Source organism: Pseudokineococcus sp. 1T1Z-3, assembly GCF_037482365.1.
In the GTDB taxonomy this organism is placed as follows: Bacteria; Actinomycetota; Actinomycetes; order Actinomycetales; family Quadrisphaeraceae; genus Pseudokineococcus.
Genome location: NZ_JBBHZF010000018.1, coordinates 217,027 through 236,269, shown reverse-complemented (window position 1 = coordinate 236,269; position 19,243 = coordinate 217,027). Strand labels below are relative to the sequence as shown.

Here is a 19,243-nt window from a genome sequence, read left to right as displayed (position 1 = left end):
GCGGTACCTCGCCATGGTCGTGTTGGCAGTGCTCCTTATGAGCGGGTGCACGTCCGCACCGTCGCAGGGGCCCGAGACCTTTCCAGAGGTTGTCGAGCCGGTCGGTGAGGCGCCGGGGGACCCGTCGCCCACCGGTACCGGCGTCGTCGCTGCCGGCGAGGTATCCCTGGCAGGACGCAGCGCAAGGCTCGTCGGCAGCGAGGCCGACATCGCCATGACGGTCCCGGACGAGGACGACCTTCCGCTCACGCTGTTGGCCGACTGGGCGGACCTGGGCGCCGCGGTCGCCGCACCGGTGGAGATCACCGCGGAGGCCATCCCTCTCGGTGGGGTGGTCTTGGAGCGGCACTACCGGGAGCCCCTCCCCGCGGGGGCTCAGGCCACCTTCGCCTTCTACGACCCGGAGCTCCATCTCTGGCTCCCCGTCGACTCGGTCTTGTCGCCGGACCGCACGACGCTCAGCGCGACGACAGACCACCTCTCGCTATGGACCGACGTGGTGAGCTCGGCCGTTGGAGCTCTCGGGGACGTCCGCGACTCGCTGGAGCGGGGCGGCGCCCAGGTCGCCGAGCTCGGCCAGGGCGCGGCGCGGAGGGCGCGGGCGGTGCGAGACGCAGCCGGCCGCGCGGTCGTCTCCGTCGGCGACGGCGCCTACTACGTCGTCGGTGCGCTCTTCGACACCCGGGTCGCGGCGCCCACGTGCTCGGGCGGGTCCCCGGAGTGGGTGCACACGGTCACCGTCATGGCCGACCACGCGAACAACCCGCTGCGCTGGTGCACGGGCCAGAGCGCCGACGACCCTGACCTCCTGCATGTCGTCGTCCGGGCCAACCGTGGGTACGGCTACTTCGTGCGCACCGGAGCCGTCCCCGCGTCGCGGACCAACAGCACCTACGCCATTGACCTGCAGGGCGCGTTGGCGACCACGGCGACGCCGGGCAGTCCGGTAGCCGAGTCCCTCGCGACGGCCGTGCAGGCGTTGACCGGCGGGGGTGAGCTGCTCGGGGGCGGGGAGGAGATGACGTTCACCTTCACCCGCGAGCAGGCGAGCGCGGTCGGCGACGAGCCCCTGGTCGAGGTCCTCGTCCCGAGTGCACCGACCTTCCTGGTGGGCGTGATCGCCAAGCAGCTGGTCACCACCGGCGTCGGCCTCGACGTCAGCGCGGTGTCCGCGGTCGTCGCCGTGGCCGGTTGCGCGGACGAGATCGAGGGCGCGGACGGAGCCGCCGGGACTGCAAGAGCCTTCAAGGCGTGCCTCGACGCGGCCGAGAGGAGCCTCGGCCCCGCGGTGACCGCCGTGATGAGGGGAGCCGGCCTGAGCCAGGGGGCGGCTGCCGTCGGTCGTGCGGCGGAGACGCTGAGGACGGTCAACGTCTACCTCGGGGTCGTCGGACCGGCGCTCCAGACATTCAGCTGGGCCGGAGACCGACTCCTGCCGCCCGAGGCCTGGCAGCTGGCGGTGTGGGTGGACACTCCCGACCGCTTGGCCGGAAGTCGCGTGTGGGACGTGTCGGCCTACGACGACGTCTCGTTCGTGTCCCCGTCCGGAGCCGTGTCGTGCACCATGGACGGCTGGTGGCCCGCCAGCTGCTACATCTCCGAGCTCATGGACTTCTCGACCCTGCCGCCGGACGAGCAGGTGTGCTCCGACCCGGCGTCCTACGGGCTGGGCGGTGTCCAGGTCGGCGAGGAGGGGGTCAGCTGGTTTTGCACGGGCGAGGGGCCGTCGGCCCCCGCCGGGCAGCCCTGGACGCTGGAGTTCCCCGCCGAGACGCGGCCGGGACCCCAGTCCGACGTGGCCGTCGTCCCGTACGGGGTGTCGGTGCGGCACAGCGGGTACACCTGCTCGGTCGCCGAGACGGGGGTCAGCTGCTCACGCGACGGGAGCCAGGACGGCTTCACCGTCTCGAGTCGCGGCGTCGAGACGCTCGACGGCCGGGCACCCGCCCCTGACCTGTGAGTGGGTCGTGGCTCGCGCCTGCTGACCGGGTCGCCCGGCCGGGGGACCTGCCGCCGACACTGCGTCCAACTCGGCGCTGGAGGCGGTGCGGAGAAGGTTGGACTCGCCGTGCTCGCCATCAGCACCCCGTGCTGCCCGCCGTACCGTGACGCCGGTGACCTCCTCAGGCCAGACCCCGCTCGTCGACCAGCTCGTCGACTGGGAGCTGGCCGTCACCGTCGCCGGCCGCCTCGTGGCCCCGGGGCCGCCGGTGAGCCGCGCGGAGGCCGACCGCGCCGTCGCCCAGCTGCGCCGTCTGGCCGAGCGCGCCACCGGCCACGTGGGGGAGACGACGGGCCTGCACGTCGCCCCGGACACCGGCGCCGTCGTCGTCGACCGCCCCGGGTGGGTGCGCGCCAACGTCGCGGCCTTCCGCGAGCTGCTCGCCGCCCCCCTCGTCGCCGCCCGTGACGCCCGCCGGGCCAAGGACGCCGAGAGCGGCCGCACCCGCCGGGAGGACGGTCCCGGCGCGGCCGCGGCCACGGCGCTGGCCCGGCGCGCGTCGGGGGCCGAGGTCGGGGCGCTGCTGGCCTACCTCGCGCCCCGGGTGCTCGGCCAGTACGACCCCTTCGGGCCCGACCCGACCGGTTCGCCCACCCCGAGCCCGGAGGCCCCCGCAGAGCCCGGCCGGCTGCTGCTCGTGGCGCCCAACGTCGTCCACGTCGAGCGTGAGCTGGGCCTGCGGCCGCGGGACTTCCGCCTGTGGGTCTGCCTGCACGAGGAGACCCACCGCGTCCAGTTCGCCTCTGCGCCCTGGCTCGCCGGGCACCTGCGCTCGCGCACCGAAGGTCTCGTCAGCGACGTCGTCGGCGGCCCGGGCGAGCTCGCCGCGCGGCTGCGCGACGCGGCGGCCCGGCTGCCCGCCGCTCTCGGCGAGGGCGGTGACGGGCTCGTCGGCCTGCTCGCGACGCCGGAGCAGCGCGCCGTCATCGAGGAGGTCACGGCCGTCATGTCCCTGCTGGAGGGGCACGCCGACGTCGTCATGGACGAGGTCGGCCCGGGCGTCGTGCCGTCCGTGGACACCATCCGCCGGCGCTTCAGCGCCCGCCGCGGGGGCAGGCCGGGGCTGGACCGCGTGGTCCGCCGCCTGCTCGGCATGGACGCCAAGATGCGCCAGTACACCGACGGCGCCGGCTTCGTCCGCGGCGTCGTCGCCGACGTCGGCCACGAGGGCCTCAACGCGGTCTGGTCCGGGCCCGAGGCGCTGCCGACGCCGGGCGAGATCGCCGACCCGCGCGCGTGGGTCACCCGGGTGCACGGCTAGGCCCTCCGGTGACGGAGGCAGGCACGACGGCGGGGCGCCCCCGCTCGCCCGACCCCGCGGTCGCCGCCGTCCGCCGGGCGGTGGAGTGCTCGCTCGCCGACCTGCCCCGCGACGCGCTCGTCCTCGTCGGCTGAAGCGGTGGGCCCGACTCCCTCGCCCTCGCCGCGGGGCTCGCGTGGTGGGCCCGGCCGGGCCGCCGCGGGGGGCGTCGCGGCCGCGGAGGTGCGCTCGTCGTCGACCACGCCCTCCAGGACGGCAGCGCCGACGTCGCCGCCCGCGCCGCCCGCGCCTGCCGCTCCCTCGGGCTTGACCCGGTCGACGTCGTCCGCCTGGCCGACGACGAGGCGACCGGTGGCGGCCCCGAGGCCCGTGCGCGCGACGGCCGGCACGCCGCCCTGGCCGCCGCGGCGGAGCGCACCGGCGCCGTCGCCGTGCTGCTGGGCCACACCCGCGACGACCAGGCCGAGCAGGTGCTGCTCGCCCTCGCCCGCGGCTCGGGCGCCCGCTCCCTCGCCGGCATCCCACCCCGGCGCGGCCTGCTGCGCCGCCCCCTGCTCGACCTGCCCCGCGCCACCACCGAGGCCGTCTGCGCCGCGCTGGGTCTGCAGCCGTGGCACGACCCGACCAACGCCGACCCCCGCGACACCGCGCCGGAGGACCCCGGCCGCCGGCGCGCCCTCGTCCGCGCCTCGACGCTGCCGCGCCTGGAGGCGGACCTCGGCCCGGGCGTCGCGGCCGCGCTCGCGCGCTCGGCCGCGCTGCTGCGCGAGGACGCCGACCTCCTCGACGCCCTCGCCGCCGAGCTGCTCGCCGCCGCCGTCGCCCCGCACCACGCCACCGACCACGCCGGTGGAACCTCAGACCCGGGCGGCCCGCCGGGCGCCGTCGACGTCGCGTCCGAGGGAGGCCTGTCCCTCGACGTCGACGCCCTCGCCGCCGCGCACGCGGCCCTGCGCACGCGTGCGCTCCACCAGGCGGCCACGTGCGCGGGCGTCCCGGCGGGAACGCTGGCCGCCGTCCACGTCGAGGCCCTCGACCGGCTCGTCACCGCCTGGCACGGCCAGGGGCCCGTGCACCTGCCCGGGGCGGTCGAGGGCCGCCGCGCCTGTGGCAGGCTGCTCCTGGCGTCAGCCTCCCGCTGAGCCCGTGGTCCGGCGAGCGCCTCGGCCCCCGCCCGGCTCCGCGTCGGCCCGACCAGCCGCCCGCCGAGATCCCGCGGGACCGGCGAGACCGGTAGAAGGAGCCCCCCGCGCGTGGACGCCTCGGACATGGGAGCGGACCTGAAGAAGGTCCTGCTGTCGGCGGACGACATCAGCACCCGGCTCGCGGAGATGGCCGCGCAGGTGGACGAGGACTACGCCGACAAGGACGTGCTGCTCGTCGGCGTCCTCAAGGGGGCGGCGCTCGTCATGGCCGACTTCGTCCGGGCGCTGCACCTGCCGGCGCAGATGGACTGGATGGCGGTGTCCAGCTACGGCTCCGGCACCAAGTCCTCCGGCGTGGTCCGCATCATCAAGGACCTCGACACCGACCTCACCGGCCGCCACGTCCTCGTCGTCGAGGACATCATCGACTCCGGCCTGACCCTGTCCTGGCTCGTCGCCAACCTCTCCAGCCGCGGCGCGGCCTCGGTCGAGGTGCTCGCGCTGCTGCGCAAGCCCGACGCCGCCAAGGTCCACGTCGACGTCCGCTACACGGGCTTCGAGATTCCCGACGAGTTCGTCGTCGGCTACGGCCTGGACTACGCCGAGCACTACCGCGGGCTGCCCTTCGTCGGCACGCTCGCCCCGCACGTCTACGAGAGCTGAGCGCCCGTCCCGGCCGTGCCGCCCGCCGGGAGCCCCGACCGTCGAGCCATGACCCGTTCGCCGGGCCACCGCTCGTGCGCACCGGAAGGTCTGCCGTGACCACCACCGCCCCGCCGCCCGCCGCCCCGGCCGCCGGGGAGCCCACCCCTCGTGACGTCGAGGCCGCGCTGCGCCGTGCCGGGCTGGAGGACGTCGACACCTCCGCGCGCCGGCGGGCCGAGTACTCCAGCGACGGCTCGATCTACCGGGTGGTGCCGCAGGTCGTCGCCTTCCCGCGGTCGGCCGACGAGGTCGCCGCCGCGCTCGACGTCGCCCGCGAGACCGGTGCGCCGCTCGTCGCCCGCGGCGGTGGCACCTCCATCGCCGGCAACGCCGTCAGCACCGGCGTCGTCCTGGACACCTCCCGGCACCTGAACCGCCTGCTGGAGCTGGACGCCGAGGCCGCGACCGCCGTCGTCGAGCCCGGCCTCGTGCTGGGTGACCTGCAACGCCTGCTGGCCCCGCACGGCCTGCGCTTCGGGCCCGACCCCTCCTCGGGCAGCCGCGCCGCCCTCGGCGGCATGATCGGCAACAACGCCTGCGGCTCACGGGCCCTGGGCTACGGGCGGACCGACGCCAACGTCCTCGGGCTGTCCGCCGTCGCCGGCACGGGGGAGCGGCTGGTGCTGCGCAGCTCCGGCGGGGAGCGTCCCGACCGCCCGCAGCAGACGCCGGACCTCTCGACGCCGGAGACCTCGCCGCTGCTGGCGGGCCTGCGCGACGTCGTGGCGGGCGACCTCGGCACCATCCGTACGGAGCTGGGCCGCTTCGGCCGTCAGGTCTCGGGGTACGCCCTGGAGCACCTGCTGCCCGAGAAAGGCTTCGACGCGAGCCGGCTGCTCGTCGGCAGCGAGGGGACGCTCGCGCTGGTCACCCGCGCCGAGCTGCGGCTCGTGCGCCAGCCCGCGCGCACGGTGCTCGTCGTCCTCGGCTACCGCGACATGGTCGAGGCCGCCGAGGCCGTGCCCGCCATCCTGCGGCACCGCCCGGTGGCCTGCGAGGGCCTGGACCGGCGGATCGTCGAGGCGATCGAGCAGCGCCTGCGGGCGCCCGTGCCGGCGCTGCCGGCCGGCGGTGGCTGGCTGCTCGTCGAGCTGGGCACGGACGAGCGCGGAGCCACCCCCGAGGGGCTGGCCGACCTCGCCGACCGGGCCCGCGCCGTCGTCGCCGACAGCGGGACGAGCGCGACCGACGTCGTCGAGGACCCCGCCGCCGCGCGGGCCATCTGGCGCATCCGCGAGGACGGCGCCGGCCTGGCCACGCGGGCGCCGTCGGGCCGGCCGGGGCACGCGGGCTGGGAGGACACGGCCGTGCCGCCGGAGCGGCTGGCGGCCTACCTGCGCGACTTCGACGCGCTGATGGAGCAGCACGGCCTCACGGCCATCCCCTACGGCCACTTCGGGGACGGCTGCCTGCACGTTCGCATCGACTACCCGCTGGAGCAGCCGGGTCACGAGGGCGTCTACCGCGAGTTCGTCGACGCCGCAGCCGCTCTCGTCGCCTCACACGGCGGCTCGATGTCGGGGGAGCACGGCGACGGACGCGCACGCAGCGAGCTGCTGCACCACATGTACTCCCCGCGCGTGCTGGACCTCTTCGCGCAGGTCAAGGACCTCTTCGACCCCGAGGGCGTGCTCAACCCAGGGGTCCTCGTGCGTCCGCGGGCGCTGGACGCCGACCTGCGGCCGCGGCCCTGGGCGCCGCCCGCGCTCACCGGCCGTGGTGCGCCGGGCGCCGCGGGAGCGCCGCGCCGGCCGCAGCCGCTGGCCTTCGGCTACCGCGCCGACGACGGCAGCTTCGCCGCGGCCGTGCACCGGTGCGTCGGCGTCGGCAAGTGCCGGGCCGACACCACAGGCTCCGGCGGCGTCATGTGCCCTTCCTACCTCGCGACGAAGGACGAGAAGGACTCCACCCGGGGGCGTTCCCGGGTGCTGCAGGAGATGGTCGCGGGCTCCCTCGGCGCGGGGACCACGGTCACGCAGGGCTGGCGCTCCCCGGAGGTCCGCGAGGCGCTCGACCTGTGCCTGTCGTGCAAGGGGTGCCTGTCGGACTGCCCCACCGGCGTCGACATGGCCACGTACAAGGCCGAGGCGACCCACCAGGCCTACAAGGGGCGGCTGCGCCCGGCCAACCACTACGTGCTCGGGTGGCTGCCGTACCTCTCGCGGGCCGCCTCGCTCGTGCCGGCGCTGGCCAACGGCGTCCTCGCCGTGCGGCCGCTGGCGCGCGTGCTCAAGCGGCTCGGTGGGATCGACGAGCGCCGCGGCCTGCCGCGCTTCGCCCGTCGGCGGTTCAGCGCCTCGGCGCCGGGCGTGCTGGCCGCCGCCCGCGAGACCGCCGCGGCGGCCCGCGACGACGGACGTCCGGGCGCCGGCGGCCAGAAGGTCGTCGTGTGGGCGGACAGCTTCACCGAGCACTTCTCGCCCGAGGTCGGGCACGCGGCGGTCCGGGTGCTGGAGCACGCCGGCTTCGACGTCGAGCTGGCGCCCAAGGACGTCTGCTGCGGGCTCACGCTCGTCTCGACCGGCCAGCTCGACCTCGCGCGCCGCCAGCTGCGGCGCACCGTGCGGCGGCTCGCAGAGGTCACGGCGGGGGAGCCGGGCGGCGCGCCCGTGCCGCTCGTCGTGCTGGAGCCCTCGTGCCTGGCGGTGCTGCGGCACGACGCCTCGGCGCTGCTGTCCGGGGCGGAGGGCTCCGACCGGGACGCGGTGCCCGCCGACGTCGTCACCGACCTGGCCGCCCGCAGCCGCACGCTCGCGGAGGTGCTCGCCGCCTACGCCGGCGACGTCACGTGGCCGCACCTGGACGGGCGCACAGCGGTGGCGCAACCGCACTGCCACCAGCACGCCGTGCTCGGCTTCGAGACCGACACCCAGCTGCTGCGCGGCAACGGCATGGAGGTCACGGCCCTCGGCGGCTGCTGCGGGCTCGCCGGCAACTTCGGCGTCGAGCAGGGCCACTACGACGTCTCGGTCGCCGTCGCCCGCACCGCCCTGCTGCCCGCCGTCGAGGCCGCCGACGCCGACACGGTCGTCCTCGCCGACGGCTTCTCCTGCCGCACGCAGCTCGCCGAGCTGTCGGAGCGTCGCGGCGTCCATCTGGCGGAGCTGCTGGCGCAGGGGCTCGGCGAGGAGACTGCTCGCCCCTGAGACGCGGGCGGGTGCCTCGCTGCGCCCCCGCGAGGAGCATTTGTCGCGGCGACTTCGGCGGTCGCAGTCCGGTCACGGGACGGTGTGCCGTACGACGCCCCTGTCCGGGACTGACCTTCCGGACAGGTCATCTGGGACGCCGAGGTCGGACGCCACCTCGGCACGCCCGTGACCTTCGCCGTCGCCGGTTGGGGTCGTCATGTGGGACGGCTGCGTGGGAGCGGCGGCGCCGGCTCCCAGCTGCCGCGACCGTGCTACCAGGCGATCCTCCGATGGACGGTGATGGACGGTGGTTCTAGGACAACGGACGGTCCACCCCGTGAGCAGGGTGAAGAGGTCCGGGCTGGCGTAAAGGATGACGAAGGCGGTCGCGGTGGTCGCGGCGACGGCGACGGCGGTCGGTCGGCGTAGTCGCGCGCCAGCCCATGCCAAGCCGGCGACGCCGAGGGCGAGCTGGAGGCCGTAGTAGGGGCCGTAGGGCGTGTTGCCGGCGAGGACCAGGAGGCCGTAGGCGCCCTCGCCGGCGATGACACCGGTGAGCACGCCTGCCACGGGCGGGCCGAGTCGCCGCCGTCCCTGCGCGGTCCAGTGGGCCGCCGCGCCGATCGGCGGGCCGGCGGCGATGGCGGCAATCGACCAGAAGGTCAAGCCTGCAGCGCCGTAGAGGTAGCCCCGCAGCTCCGACCCGACGCCGTAGCCGATGTTCCTCGACAGTAGGGCGAGGGCGAACGTGAGGGCGGCTACCGGCGCGGACCGGGCCGTGAGGGCGAGCAGCGCCGCGACGACGCACCACGACGTCGAGGAGTTGGCCAGGGGCGCGATCTGCTCGGGCAGCCAGCCTTGGGCGTAGAAGGTAGGGACGCCGACGACGAGGCCTACCCCTACGGCCAGGAGGGCGGGTATGAGCACAGCGCGCGGCGGCCGCGGGGCCGATGCATAGGCCCTGCGCGACTTCCTCCTCGGGGACCGCCGGGCCCGTCAAAGGTAGTGACGGCGAAGACGCCCTGGGTGCCGGCGAGGGCCTCGGGCAGACCGCCGTCCTCGTCGAGGTCGGCCTGCGCGAGGCGGCATCCGTCGTCGGCAAGTGCCCTGGCCCTGGTCGACGTGGGGTCACGGACCAGGGCGTCGACGCGGGCGCCGGCGGCGAGCAGCGTCCGCGCGGTCGCGCCGCCCTGCTCGCCGGTCGCGCCGAGCACGGCGTACGGACGCGGGGCGACGGTCGGTGCTCCTGCGTTCGTCATCGGTGCCCCCGCTCGGGTCGGGGAGGAGGGCGTACCGGTTCTGGCGGGCCGAGAGGTCGAGGTATTCGCGAGGGTGGCGGCGGTCGCCGTCTCGACAGGGAGGGGCGACCGTGACGCGCCGCTTTGGGGGCGCAGGCCTTGGGGTCCCACCCGGGTGGGTGGGACCCAAGGCGCCAGGGGGCGGGCCGGGTTAGGGGGTCGCGGCGTCGACGACCCAGGTGACGCCGAAGCGGTCGGTGAGCATCCCGAAGGCCGGGGAACAGGCGGAGGCGGCCAGGGGCTCGGTGACGGTCGCGCCCTCGGCCAGAGCCGACCACGCCGGGGTGACTTCCTCGAGGCTCGCGCCGCGCAGGGACACGAAGAACGTTGAGGTGGTGTGGGTGGTGCCGTACTGGCGGGTGGTGGTCGCCACAGGCTGCTCGCCGCCGGCGGAGGGCACGTCGTAGGCCATGACACGGAAGCCGTCGTCGGTGGCGACCTGGCTTCAGACCACGGCGTCGGCGTCGGGGCTATGGGCAGGGGCGCCGAAGTCGGCGTAGGTCGCGATCGTCACCTGCCCGCCGACGGCGTCGGCGTAGGCCTGCAGCGCCTCGCGCGCCTGGCCGTGGAAGTTCAGGTGGGTGGTGGTGCTCAGGCTCATGAGACGGTCCTTCCGGTCGGTGGTGCGCTGGTGGTGCCGGTGGTCCCCGGCCGGGCGTCGGAGGGCTGGAGCACCGCGCCGGCCCGCTGGGCCGGCGACGGGACTCAGCGGCCGGGGGCAGATCCGTGCAGGGCGGGGATGAGCACGCCGTCGATGACCGACAGCAGGTACTCGGGCGTGATGGGCAGGAGTCGGAGGCAGGCCCTCGCAGAGCACAGCTGCGGGACGACCTCCGAGAGGACCGCGACGTCGACGTGCTCGCGGGGGAACTCCCCGCGGTCGAGGGCGCGCTCGATCAGCACCCGGTTGGCGCGGACCCATGGACCGGTGCTGACCTCGGCGGCCGCCGTGGCCAGGCGCGGCTTCCGGGCGGTCATCGTGACCAGGGCCCCCTTGATTCGCAGACGTCGTTGGCCGTCCTCGAGCGCTTTCGGCCGGATCAACCCGGTGATGTCCCCACGGAAGGACCCGGTGTCCGGCAGGGCGTCGAGGTCGACGTCGGCCGCCTCCAGGCGGGCTACCGCCTCGAGCGCCAGGACGACCTTGGACGGCCAGCGCCGATGCATCGTTGCCTTGCCTGCTCGGGCGCGGGCGGCGACGGCGTCCACGGTCATCCCGTCGAAACCTTGCTCGACCAGCACGTCGATCGCGGCATCCAGGATGACGCCGTCGCGGCTGTCGTCCCGCGGGCGTCCACGAGACGGCGGGGGAGCGGTCGCGGCCTACGAGGGCGGCGACAAAGGCGCTGGCGATGGCCGTCAGGGCTGGGGGCCGGCGCAGCATCACCTCACGCTAGCGAGCCGCAGGGGGCGGTCATCGTGCGGTGCCGTGCTGGTCCGCCGCTGACGCGGGCAGGCCCTCGGTTGGTGACGTGCTGTGCTCGGCGGGCGCGGACGGTAAGGGAAGTGGTGGTCTCGATTCAAGACCTCGACGGGATTTGCATTCTGAATGTAGTTGTGTTGGCGTAGGTCTCGCACCGCACGACGTGTCTATCGGAGGGGTACGGACATGAACCGCACGATGCGACGTTCCGGAGCCATCACGGCCATCTGCGCGCTGAGCGTGACGGGGCTGACGGCGACGGCCTCGGCGACCACGGGGGCGGCGGCGCCGGTGAGTGCCTCGGCTGTCAGCGGCGCCGGAGGCCTGAGTGCCGAGCAGTGGGACGAGGTGGCGCGGGCTGCGTCCGCGGCCGGTGACCAGACCGCCTCCCGTTCCGCGGCCGACATGGCGGCCAAGGCCCGGGGCAACGTGGCCTCCCCGCAAGTCTTCCCGATGCTGGCCAAGAACGCAGTCAAGGCGGCCCTGAAGTACGGGAGGGGGGCGCTGCCCAAGCAGATCCGTCCCTACGCCGACAAGCTGTACAACCTCATCGACTCGATCGAGAACACCGGTGAGATCGCCATCGCGGGCACGCTGTCGGCCGGTGGGCTCCCGCCGGACCAGGCCCGCTTCGCGGCTCAGTGGATCGTCACCTTCCTCTGACTCGAGGTCGTCGGTCTGGCGCCCGGGCGGGTGCCCCCATCGCACTGGTCACCTGCCCGGGTCGCTCGCGCGACGTCGACTGACGGGGCCCAGTGGCCGGCTGACGGCCGGGCCGTGCGCAGGGCGCCCGGTGGCGGAGCTGGCAGCGGCTGTCGCACGGTGGAACTTCAGTAGGAGGTGGACGGTGAGCGCGACGAGTGACGGTCAGGTCCGTGGTGGGCTCACGGGTGGGCTGATCATGGGCGGGTTGCTCCTGGGAGCGGTCCTAGCGGCGTCGTTGCCGTTGATCGCCGCGGTGCTCGTCGTCGATGCCCTCCCGGGTGTGGGCGAGCTGCGCACCGATGGTGGTCTGGCGCGGCTGGTCAACCTGGTATGGGCCTACCCGGGGCTGTTCGTGGCAGGGATGGTGGCCTCGGGTGTCGGCAAGGGCCTCAAGGGCCGCGGCCGCAGCCGTGTCACGGTGCTGGCGGTCGAGACGACGATCATGGTGGCGTCCTTGACGGCGATCATGTTCGTGGTGTTCTTCGTCGACCTCGCCGGCGCGCTGCTGGCCACCGCGATCGCGCTGGTTCTGTACTGGCCGTTCGTGCGTTTCCTCGAGCGCGGGGTACGTAAGGACGAGGAGGAGCAGGCCCGGGAGGTCGTTGACGCTTCGGTGTCCTGACCGCCATCGGGGGGCGGTCGCGGGGGCGTTGCGTGCGGTGAACCGCACGCCCACGTCCTCGCCCGTGGATGAGCACTCTCATCGCCGAACTTCGAAGCCCAGGGGAGCCTCCCGTCAGTGGACCCGGTGGAGGTCGCCCGATAGGCCGGGCCTGGTAGTTAGGTCTGTGCATCGTCGGTGCCCTCGCAGGGAGATGGCGACGCTTTTGGACGACCTCACCCGGTAGCGGAGGGCCCGGTAGTCGTGCCGTATGGCGATGGGCTCGCGAAGCGTGCCAGGTGCCGATCGTCAGCGGGATATCCTTTTCGCTCAGCGCCCGAAGATCACGACAAGCAGCCCCAGGGCGAGAAGGAAGCCGCCGAGGCCGCCGATCCGTCGGGCACGGCGAGGCCGCGGGACAGGCGGCGTCGGGCCCGACAGGAGACAGAAGGCCAGCACGCCCACGGGCGGCACGAGGAAGAAGGACCCTGCCCAGCCCCAGCGGTTCGGACGCCCGGGCTCGGTGCCGCGGATGAGGGTGACGAGAGCGCTGAGCCGTGCTGCGGCCGCCAGCAGCGGGATCCATCCGGGGACGTCGACCTCATAGAGCAGCCAGGAGCTGGTGATGGCGCCCGGCGCTCCACCTCAAGGTCGGGGGCGAGCTGGCGCAGCCCGGTAGTGGCGTCGGTCTCGACTCCCTGAGGGGTCGTGCGGTCTACCTCAGCTGAGCAGGTGTAGAGCCGGTGCGCCAGCGGATCTCCTGGGTCGAGTAGGTGTCGGCGCCCTCGATGTCGGGCACGCGGGGGACCGAAGGCCTGGACGGTCGTGACGTCACCGGCCGCGACGTCTGCGCGCAGCCGCTCCAGGGAGGAAGGGTGGACGCCCGCCACGGCGGTGACGATGGTGACGAGGAGCACGGCCACGGCGATCACCAGCCGCGTCCTCAGCCCCTACCGCGCGCGGGAGGCAGGACCGCGACGCAGACGGCCGGACGTGTAGCTGCCTGTCGTCGTGCTCACTCGCGGAGGACAGGGGCGCGCAGCTGCCGATCGGGGTCTCTTCAGTGACGACCCTGTAGCCGGGGGACGGCGGTCAGCGTTCGTACTGGTCGTCGCGGGTGACGTCGTAGCGGGTGCTGACCATCCCGGCGCCGAGGCTGGCGGTCCCGCGGTGGACGAGGCGGACCTGCGCAGGCAGGTCGTGGAACAGCGGTAGCCCGCGGCCGAGGACGACGGGGGCGCGGGTGATGGTGAGCTCGTCCACGAGCCCCTGGCGCAGGAAGTCGGTGAGGACTCGGCCGCCGTCGACGTAGACGCCCGTGGGGTGCTCGGCATCCAGGAACTGCCGGGCCTCGGTGGTGGAGCGCACGACGGTGATCCGCGGGTCCTCGCCCGCGGTCAGGGTGGTGGTCAGGACGAGGACGCGGAGGGCCTCGTAGGGCCAGAACCCGAAGGTGAGGACCTTCTCGTAGGTACCGCGGCCCATGACGAGGTGGCTGACGCCGGCGGTGAACTGCTCGTAGTCCGGCGGGGGATGCTCGCCGGGCTGGGCGGGGACGTGCCGCGGCTCGTGCGGTGGGTCGGTGAGCCAGTCGATGTCGCCGTCGGGCAGGGCGATGTACCCGTCGACGCTCGCGGCGATGAACACCGCGGCTCTCCAGGTGCGGTGGGTGGTCATGCGAGGGCCTCCAGCAGGTCGTGGACGGCGGTGCAGGGGTCGGCCTCGGCCGGGTCGGGTACCACGGCGGCGCGCAGCAGCGCCCCGGTGGCGGTGTTCATCAGCAGGCGCGCGACCAGGGCCGGTGGTGTCGTCGTGCGGAGGTCACCGCGGTCGACCGCCGCCTGGACGAGGACGGCGAGGTGGTCGCTCTGGCGCTGCCAGCCCTGGTGCAGGAGGTCGCGCAGCGCGGGGGTGCGCAGGTCCTCGGCGAGCATGTCCAGCCGCGCGAGCACCGCCGCGGTGCCGAGGCCTCGGACGTTGAGCGACGCCGCCCATGCCATCAGCTCGCCGTGGGGGTCCTTATCGACGGGACCGTTCGGCACGGCCTCGCCCCAGCGCCGACTCAGCCGAGCAGGACGCCCTCGCGGGAGCCGAAGCGCTTGATCAGCGTGGCGGGGTGCAGCCCGGCGGCCTGCGCGGCGCCGGTGAGGGTCCAGGGGGAGTCGCCCACCGCGGCGGAGATCCGATCGAGGACCTCCTCGTCCGTCATCGTCCTAGGTCGCGCCACGGACTTAGTAAAGCAGCGTTGCGAAATGTGGGGCCATCCCGGATGCCGATCGTCAGCCGGCAGGGAGATGAAGCCGGCCGCGCCACTCGACCTCGCCGTCGAGGAGCCCGGGTGTGGGGGTCATGCCGAGGCGGTAGGCGGTGACGGCCGAGGCGACGTTGTCCGGATGGACGTGGGCGACCAGGACCGTGAAGCCTCGGTGGAGCAGCCAGGAGGCGACGGCGGCGCCGGCCTCGGCGGCCAGGTGCTGTCCCTGGTGGCTTGTGGCGATGACCCAGCCGAGCTCGGCGCTGCGGGTGCCGTCGGGAGCCTGGCCGGTGGTCGCCTGGACGGTGCCGACGAGCCGGGTGGTGCGGTGCTCGCGGAGCATCCAGTTGAGCCAGCCGTGCTGGCCGTCGGGGGAGTGGCCGACGACCTGGCCGGTGTAGCGGGCTCGCACCTCGTCCGAGGTGGCGGGGTGTCCGCCGGTGTGGCGGTGCAGGGCCGGGTCGGCGAAGGCGACGTCTGCCTCGTCGGCGTGCTCGACGCGCAGCGGTTCGAGGAGGAGTCGGGCGGTCTCAAGCTCGGGCGCTGAGGGCCAGACGAGAGCGTCCGCCTGGGCAGCATGACCGCCTGGCTGCTCCGGTGGGGGATCGGTTGTGGGACTGCCGCGGGCAAGCGTTGGCGCGGTGCTCGAGCGGCCGTCGGGTCGCCGGCAGGCGGTCGTCTGCTGGGACGATCTGGACTCGACCTCCCGGCTGTCGCTCTCCGTGCGGCGGGTCCGCCTAGCAGCCCCAGCCAGAGGGGTGCCGGGCCGTGCCCGAAGGGGGACCGACGGCCCGCTCGGGGTGGTCCAGGTCCACGCACCTCTACCCCGGGCAGGACGTGGAGCCGTTCGTACGGCTCGGGGGCCCGCAGGCTGAGCAGGAGGTCGACCGTCGCCAGGACGTCGCCGGCGAGGAAGACGAAGTACCCGGAGCGTTCCGCGACCCGCCCGTTCCACGCTCGACGACAGCCCTGCTCAGGGCTGCTCCTGCTGCTCCTTCGTGATCTGACGCTCCTCCGCCCCCGCGGCCAGCGCCGCGCGGACCGCCGGGTCGTCGTCGCCGGCGAGCTGTGCGACGACGTCGTCGGCGAGGACGTCCTGCCCGGCGAGGTACCAGCGCGCCACCGGCGACCCGGTGCGGGCCACGGCAAGGTCTCGGTCGGGGTCGTGCGGGCGCCCCTCGGGCGGGGTGTCGGTGCGCTCGAGAGCCAGGTGCAGCGACGCGTCGACCCACCGTCGCCCGAAGCGGCGCCCGGCGGACGCGTGCAGAGAGACCACGACGGCGTCGGTGTGCCAGAGGATCCAGTGCGAGTCCGGCTCGCCGGGCCGCACGGCGCCGGCGTCGCCGCTGTCGAGCAGGGCCTTGAGGCCCTCGCTGGTCCGGGTGACCAGGTCGTCGCTGCCATGGGCGAAGACGGACACGTGCGGGTCGTGGTCCGACGACCCCACCGACCACGCCGGCGCGTCCGGGCACTCCCAGGAGCCTGACAGGAGCCCACGCACCCAGCCGGCGGCGTCCAGGTGCCCGGCCATGGCGTCGACGTCGACGAGCAGCCGGCCGGAGACACCGGCCCGGAGGAGCTCTGCCACCGGCGCGGGCACCTCGGCGGTAGCGAGCAGGTGAGGCGCCATCTATCTCCTTCCAGGTTCATGCCGGCCAGCGGGGCGTCGGGTGTCTCCTCCGGCGTCGTGCCCGTCGCCCGACCGTAGGGCCCGTCCGCGCGTGACGGCGGCTGGGCGCCCGTCATGGTTCTCGCCGGAGCGGGCTTCAGCGGCAGGCTGCTCCGCCGTCGGCGAACAGCCCGAGCGGAACAGCGCTCCCGGGCCGCCCGTTCGGCAGGTAGGTGCGTCCATCGGGCCCCGAGCTGCCGCCAGCGAGCGGGCGCCGAGCTCGAAGTGCGCCAGAAGCACCGGTGTACCGTCGTCCGACGCCCGCGCGACCAGGAGGGACGGGGGCCCGCCCCCTGCAGCACATGAACGCGAAGAAGATCGCCCGCGGACCCATCCTCTGGGTGCTCCTCGCGCTCGCCGCGGTCCTCCTGGCGCTGCGCCTGCTCGACCCGGGCGCGCCGACCAAGGTCGTCACCTCCCAGGGCCTCGAGCTCATCCGTGGTGGCACGGTGGAGAGCGCCCTGCTGGTCGACGGCGAGCAGCGGGTCGAGCTCGGCCTGTCGCAGGAGTACGAGACCGAGCAGGGCACGCCGACGCGGACCGTCGAGTTCTACTACGTCGAGCCGCGGGGCGACGAGGTCGTCCAGGCCATCAACGACGCGAACATCGCGTCCGTCGACGACGAGGTGCCGCAGTCGTCCTTCCTCGGGTCGCTGCTCGCGACCCTGCTGCCGCTCATCATCCTCGTGGCGCTCTTCTGGTTCATCCTGTCCCGGATGCAGGGCGGCGGCAGCCGCATCGCCCAGTTCGGCAAGTCGAAGGCGAAGATGGTCTCCAAGGAGACCCCGCAGGTGACCTTCGCCGACGTCGCCGGTGCCGACGAGGCCGTCGAGGAGCTGCAGGAGATCAAGGACTTCCTCGCTGACCCCTCACGCTTCCAGGAGGTCGGCGCGAAGATCCCCAAGGGCGTGCTGCTCTACGGCTCGCCGGGTACGGGCAAGACGCTGCTGGCCCGCGCCGTCGCGGGCGAGGCGGGCGTCCCCTTCTTCTCCATCTCCGGCTCGGACTTCGTCGAGATGTTCGTCGGCGTCGGCGCCAGCCGTGTGCGCGACCTCTTCGAGCAGGCCAAGAACAACTCCCCGGCCATCATCTTCGTCGACGAGATCGACGCCGTCGGCCGTCACCGCGGCGCCGGCATGGGCGGCGGGCACGACGAGCGCGAGCAGACGCTCAACCAGCTCCTCGTCGAGATGGACGGCTTCGACGTCAAGACCAACGTCATCCTCATCGCCGCCACCAACCGCCCCGACATCCTTGACCCCGCGCTGCTGCGCCCCGGGCGCTTCGACCGGCAGATCTCCGTCGAGCCGCCGGACATGAAGGGCCGCGAGAAGATCCTCGGCGTCCACGGCCAGGGCAAGCCGCTCGCCGACGACGTCGACCTGGCCGCCGTCGCCCGCCGCACGCCCGGCTTCTCCGGCGCCGACCTCGCCAACGTCCTCAACGAGGCGGCGCTGCTGACGGCGCGCACGCACGCGAAGATCATCGACAACGCCGCGCTCGACGAGGCGATCGACCGTGTCATCGCCGGCCCGCAGAAGCGCACCCGGCTGATGAACGAGAGCGAGAAGAAGATCACCGCCTACCACGAGGGCGGGCACGCGCTCGTGGCCGCGGCCATGCGCCACACCGACCCCGTGACGAAGGTGACGATCCTCCCGCGCGGCCGTGCCCTCGGCTACACGATGGTCATGCCGGCGGAGGACAAGTACTCCACGACGCGCAACGAGCTGCTCGACCAGCTCGCCTACGCCCTCGGCGGTCGCGTCGCCGAGGAGATGGTCTTCCACGACCCGACGACGGGCGCCAGCAACGACATCGAGAAGGCCACCGGCATGGCCCGCAAGATGGTCACCGAGTACGGCATGAGCGAGCGTGTCGGCGCCATCAAGCTCGGGTCCGGCGCGGGTGAGCCCTTCATGGGCCGCGACATGGGCCATGACCGCGGCTACGGCGAGAGCCTGGCCTCCGTCGTCGACGACGAGGTCCGCCGGCTCGTCGAGGCCGCCCACGACGAGGCCTGGGAGGTCATCGTCGAGCACCGCCCCGTCCTCGACGCGCTCGTCGAGCGGCTCCTGGAGAAGGAGACGCTGGACCGGGAGGAGCTGGCGGAGATCTTCGAGCCTGTCGCCAAGCGGCCGTTGCGGCCGGTGTGGCTCTCCAGCGAGCGGCGTGCGGTCTCCGACCAGCCGCCTGTCCTCTCACCTGCCGAGCGGCGTCGTCTCAACGGCTCCGCGAACGGCGCGCTCAACGGGTCGGCCAACGGCTCCGCGAACGGTCACCACGCACCCGCACCGCAGGACCAGGCGGCCAGCGCCCGGCCCGAGCACCCGGCGCAGGGCACCGCCGAGGTCCCTGACGGCGGTCGGGTCGACCCGGGGCAGCAGGGCTGACGAGTCGTGACGGACTCGCTCACGGAGGCTCCGTCGCGGATCGGCCGGCTCGAGACGCAGGCGTTGACGGCGCCCTCGCCCCGCCCCTTCGACAGCGCACGGGCGGAGGCCGCCGTCCGTGAGCTGCTCGCCGCGGTGGGGGAGGACCCGTCGCGGGACGGCCTGCGCGACACCCCCGCGCGCGTGGCCCGGATGTACGCCGAGGTCCTCGGCGGCCTGCACGAGGACGCCGCCGACGTCCTGTCGACGTCGTTCGACCTCGGCCACGACGAGCTCGTCCTCGTCCGCGACATCGAGGTCTACTCCCTGTGCGAGCACCACCTCGTGCCTTTCCACGGGGTCGCGCACGTCGGCTACGTCCCGGCGGCCGACGGGCGCATCACCGGCCTGTCCAAGCTGGCCCGCCTCGTCGACGTCTTCGCCCGCCGCCCGCAGGTGCAGGAGCGGCTGACGACGCAGGTCGCCGACGCCCTCGTCGAGCACCTGCAGCCGCGCGGCGTCATCGTCGTCATCGAGTGCGAGCACCTGTGCATGTCGATGCGCGGCGTCCGCAAGGCCGGGGCCCGGACGGTGACGTCGGCGATGCGCGGCCAGCTGCGCGACGCCGCGACGCGGGCCGAGGCCCTCACCCTCCTCCACGGCCGGTGACCCTCCCCGTG

General features: G+C 74.2%; 18 protein-coding genes and 2 pseudogenes. 11 read left to right on the top strand and 9 right to left on the bottom strand.

Annotated features, from left to right (window positions below):
• Positions 1 to 214: 214 nt before the first annotated feature.
• The 7 genes and pseudogenes from WDV86_RS06255 to WDV86_RS06225 all read left to right on the top strand — a co-directional run bounded on the left by WDV86_RS06255 (position 215) and on the right by WDV86_RS06225 (position 8,259).
• Entirely contained in the window at positions 215 to 1,960 is a 1,746-nt protein-coding gene (locus WDV86_RS06255) for a hypothetical protein (RefSeq protein WP_339566734.1), read from the top strand.
• Between the two features lie 154 nt (positions 1,961 to 2,114).
• A complete protein-coding gene (locus WDV86_RS06250; RefSeq protein WP_339566733.1) occupies positions 2,115 to 3,263 on the top strand; it encodes a zinc-dependent metalloprotease in 1,149 nt (382 codons plus the stop codon).
• Positions 3,264 to 3,271: 8 nt separating this feature from the next.
• Positions 3,272 to 3,397: a hypothetical protein gene (locus WDV86_RS06245; RefSeq protein ID WP_339566732.1), complete on the top strand. Its 126-nt coding sequence runs from the start codon at positions 3,272 to 3,274 to the stop codon at positions 3,395 to 3,397.
• Positions 3,398 to 3,457: 60 nt separating this feature from the next.
• Positions 3,458 to 3,841, top strand: a pseudogene (locus WDV86_RS06240) (ATP-binding protein); the annotation flags it as partial.
• A complete protein-coding gene (locus WDV86_RS06235) occupies positions 3,815 to 4,405 on the top strand; it encodes a TilS substrate-binding domain-containing protein (RefSeq protein WP_445262967.1) in 591 nt (196 codons plus the stop codon). The pseudogene WDV86_RS06240 and the gene WDV86_RS06235, both read left to right, overlap by 27 nt.
• A gap of 111 nt (positions 4,406 to 4,516) precedes the next feature.
• Positions 4,517 to 5,071, top strand: coding sequence for a hypoxanthine phosphoribosyltransferase (gene hpt / locus WDV86_RS06230; RefSeq protein ID WP_339566731.1), 555 nt, complete (start codon positions 4,517 to 4,519; stop codon positions 5,069 to 5,071).
• Positions 5,072 to 5,166: 95 nt separating this feature from the next.
• Positions 5,167 to 8,259 carry an FAD-binding and (Fe-S)-binding domain-containing protein gene (locus tag WDV86_RS06225; RefSeq protein WP_339566730.1) on the top strand — a complete coding sequence of 1,031 codons (3,093 nt, stop codon included), beginning with the start codon at positions 5,167 to 5,169 and terminating at the stop codon, positions 8,257 to 8,259.
• A 72-nt stretch (positions 8,260 to 8,331) separates the two neighbouring features.
• Here the strand turns inward: WDV86_RS06225 and WDV86_RS06220 are convergent, their stop codons facing one another.
• The 4 genes and pseudogenes from WDV86_RS06220 to WDV86_RS06200 all read right to left on the bottom strand — a co-directional run bounded on the left by WDV86_RS06220 (position 8,332) and on the right by WDV86_RS06200 (position 10,799).
• On the bottom strand, positions 8,332 to 9,168 hold the full coding sequence (locus WDV86_RS06220) for a DUF6518 family protein (protein ID WP_339566729.1): 837 nt from the start codon (positions 9,166 to 9,168) through the stop codon (positions 8,332 to 8,334).
• The gene (locus WDV86_RS06215; RefSeq protein ID WP_339566728.1) at positions 9,141 to 9,500 is read right to left on the bottom strand and encodes an NmrA family NAD(P)-binding protein; all 360 of its coding nucleotides are present in this window, start codon (positions 9,498 to 9,500) and stop codon (positions 9,141 to 9,143) included. The genes WDV86_RS06220 and WDV86_RS06215 overlap by 28 nt, the downstream gene beginning before the upstream one ends.
• 190 nt (positions 9,501 to 9,690) lie before the next feature.
• Positions 9,691 to 10,140 (bottom strand): annotated as a pseudogene (locus WDV86_RS16240) (VOC family protein).
• A gap of 104 nt (positions 10,141 to 10,244) precedes the next feature.
• Positions 10,245 to 10,799, bottom strand: coding sequence for a TetR-like C-terminal domain-containing protein (locus WDV86_RS06200; RefSeq protein WP_339566806.1), 555 nt, complete (start codon positions 10,797 to 10,799; stop codon positions 10,245 to 10,247).
• A 349-nt stretch (positions 10,800 to 11,148) separates the two neighbouring features.
• Here WDV86_RS06200 and WDV86_RS06195 point away from each other — a divergent pair, with 349 nt between their 5' ends.
• Together WDV86_RS06195 and WDV86_RS06190 are read left to right on the top strand one after the other, a co-directional pair.
• Entirely contained in the window at positions 11,149 to 11,625 is a 477-nt protein-coding gene (locus WDV86_RS06195) for a hypothetical protein (protein WP_339566725.1), read from the top strand.
• Positions 11,626 to 11,809: 184 nt separating this feature from the next.
• Positions 11,810 to 12,289: a hypothetical protein gene (locus tag WDV86_RS06190; protein WP_339566724.1), complete on the top strand. Its 480-nt coding sequence runs from the start codon at positions 11,810 to 11,812 to the stop codon at positions 12,287 to 12,289.
• A 1,071-nt stretch (positions 12,290 to 13,360) separates the two neighbouring features.
• On the opposite strand, the gene WDV86_RS06185 is transcribed toward WDV86_RS06190, so the two are convergent.
• Genes WDV86_RS06185 through WDV86_RS06165 form a run of 5 tightly spaced genes read right to left on the bottom strand, consistent with a single transcriptional unit; the run spans position 13,361 to position 16,110 of the window.
• Positions 13,361 to 13,945, bottom strand: a complete 585-nt coding sequence (locus tag WDV86_RS06185; RefSeq protein ID WP_339566723.1) for a dihydrofolate reductase family protein — start codon at positions 13,943 to 13,945, stop codon at positions 13,361 to 13,363.
• On the bottom strand, positions 13,942 to 14,310 hold the full coding sequence (locus WDV86_RS06180; RefSeq protein WP_339566722.1) for a TetR family transcriptional regulator C-terminal domain-containing protein: 369 nt from the start codon (positions 14,308 to 14,310) through the stop codon (positions 13,942 to 13,944). Before WDV86_RS06180 ends, WDV86_RS06185 begins: the two co-directional genes overlap by 4 nt.
• Positions 14,311 to 14,330: 20 nt before the next feature.
• Positions 14,331 to 14,495, bottom strand: coding sequence for a hypothetical protein (locus WDV86_RS06175; RefSeq protein ID WP_339566721.1), 165 nt, complete (start codon positions 14,493 to 14,495; stop codon positions 14,331 to 14,333).
• A 52-nt stretch (positions 14,496 to 14,547) separates the two neighbouring features.
• Entirely contained in the window at positions 14,548 to 15,477 is a 930-nt protein-coding gene (locus WDV86_RS06170) for a GNAT family N-acetyltransferase (RefSeq protein ID WP_339566720.1), read from the bottom strand.
• 18 nt (positions 15,478 to 15,495) lie between these two features.
• On the bottom strand, positions 15,496 to 16,110 hold the full coding sequence (locus WDV86_RS06165) for a hypothetical protein (RefSeq protein WP_339566719.1): 615 nt from the start codon (positions 16,108 to 16,110) through the stop codon (positions 15,496 to 15,498).
• A 383-nt stretch (positions 16,111 to 16,493) separates the two neighbouring features.
• On the opposite strand from WDV86_RS06165, the gene ftsH reads away from it, so the two are divergent.
• Entirely contained in the window at positions 16,494 to 18,584 is a 2,091-nt protein-coding gene (gene ftsH / locus WDV86_RS06160; protein WP_339566718.1) for an ATP-dependent zinc metalloprotease FtsH, read from the top strand.
• A gap of 39 nt (positions 18,585 to 18,623) precedes the next feature.
• A complete protein-coding gene (gene folE, locus WDV86_RS06155; protein ID WP_445262966.1) occupies positions 18,624 to 19,232 on the top strand; it encodes a GTP cyclohydrolase I FolE in 609 nt (202 codons plus the stop codon).
• Positions 19,233 to 19,243 lie beyond the last annotated feature (11 nt).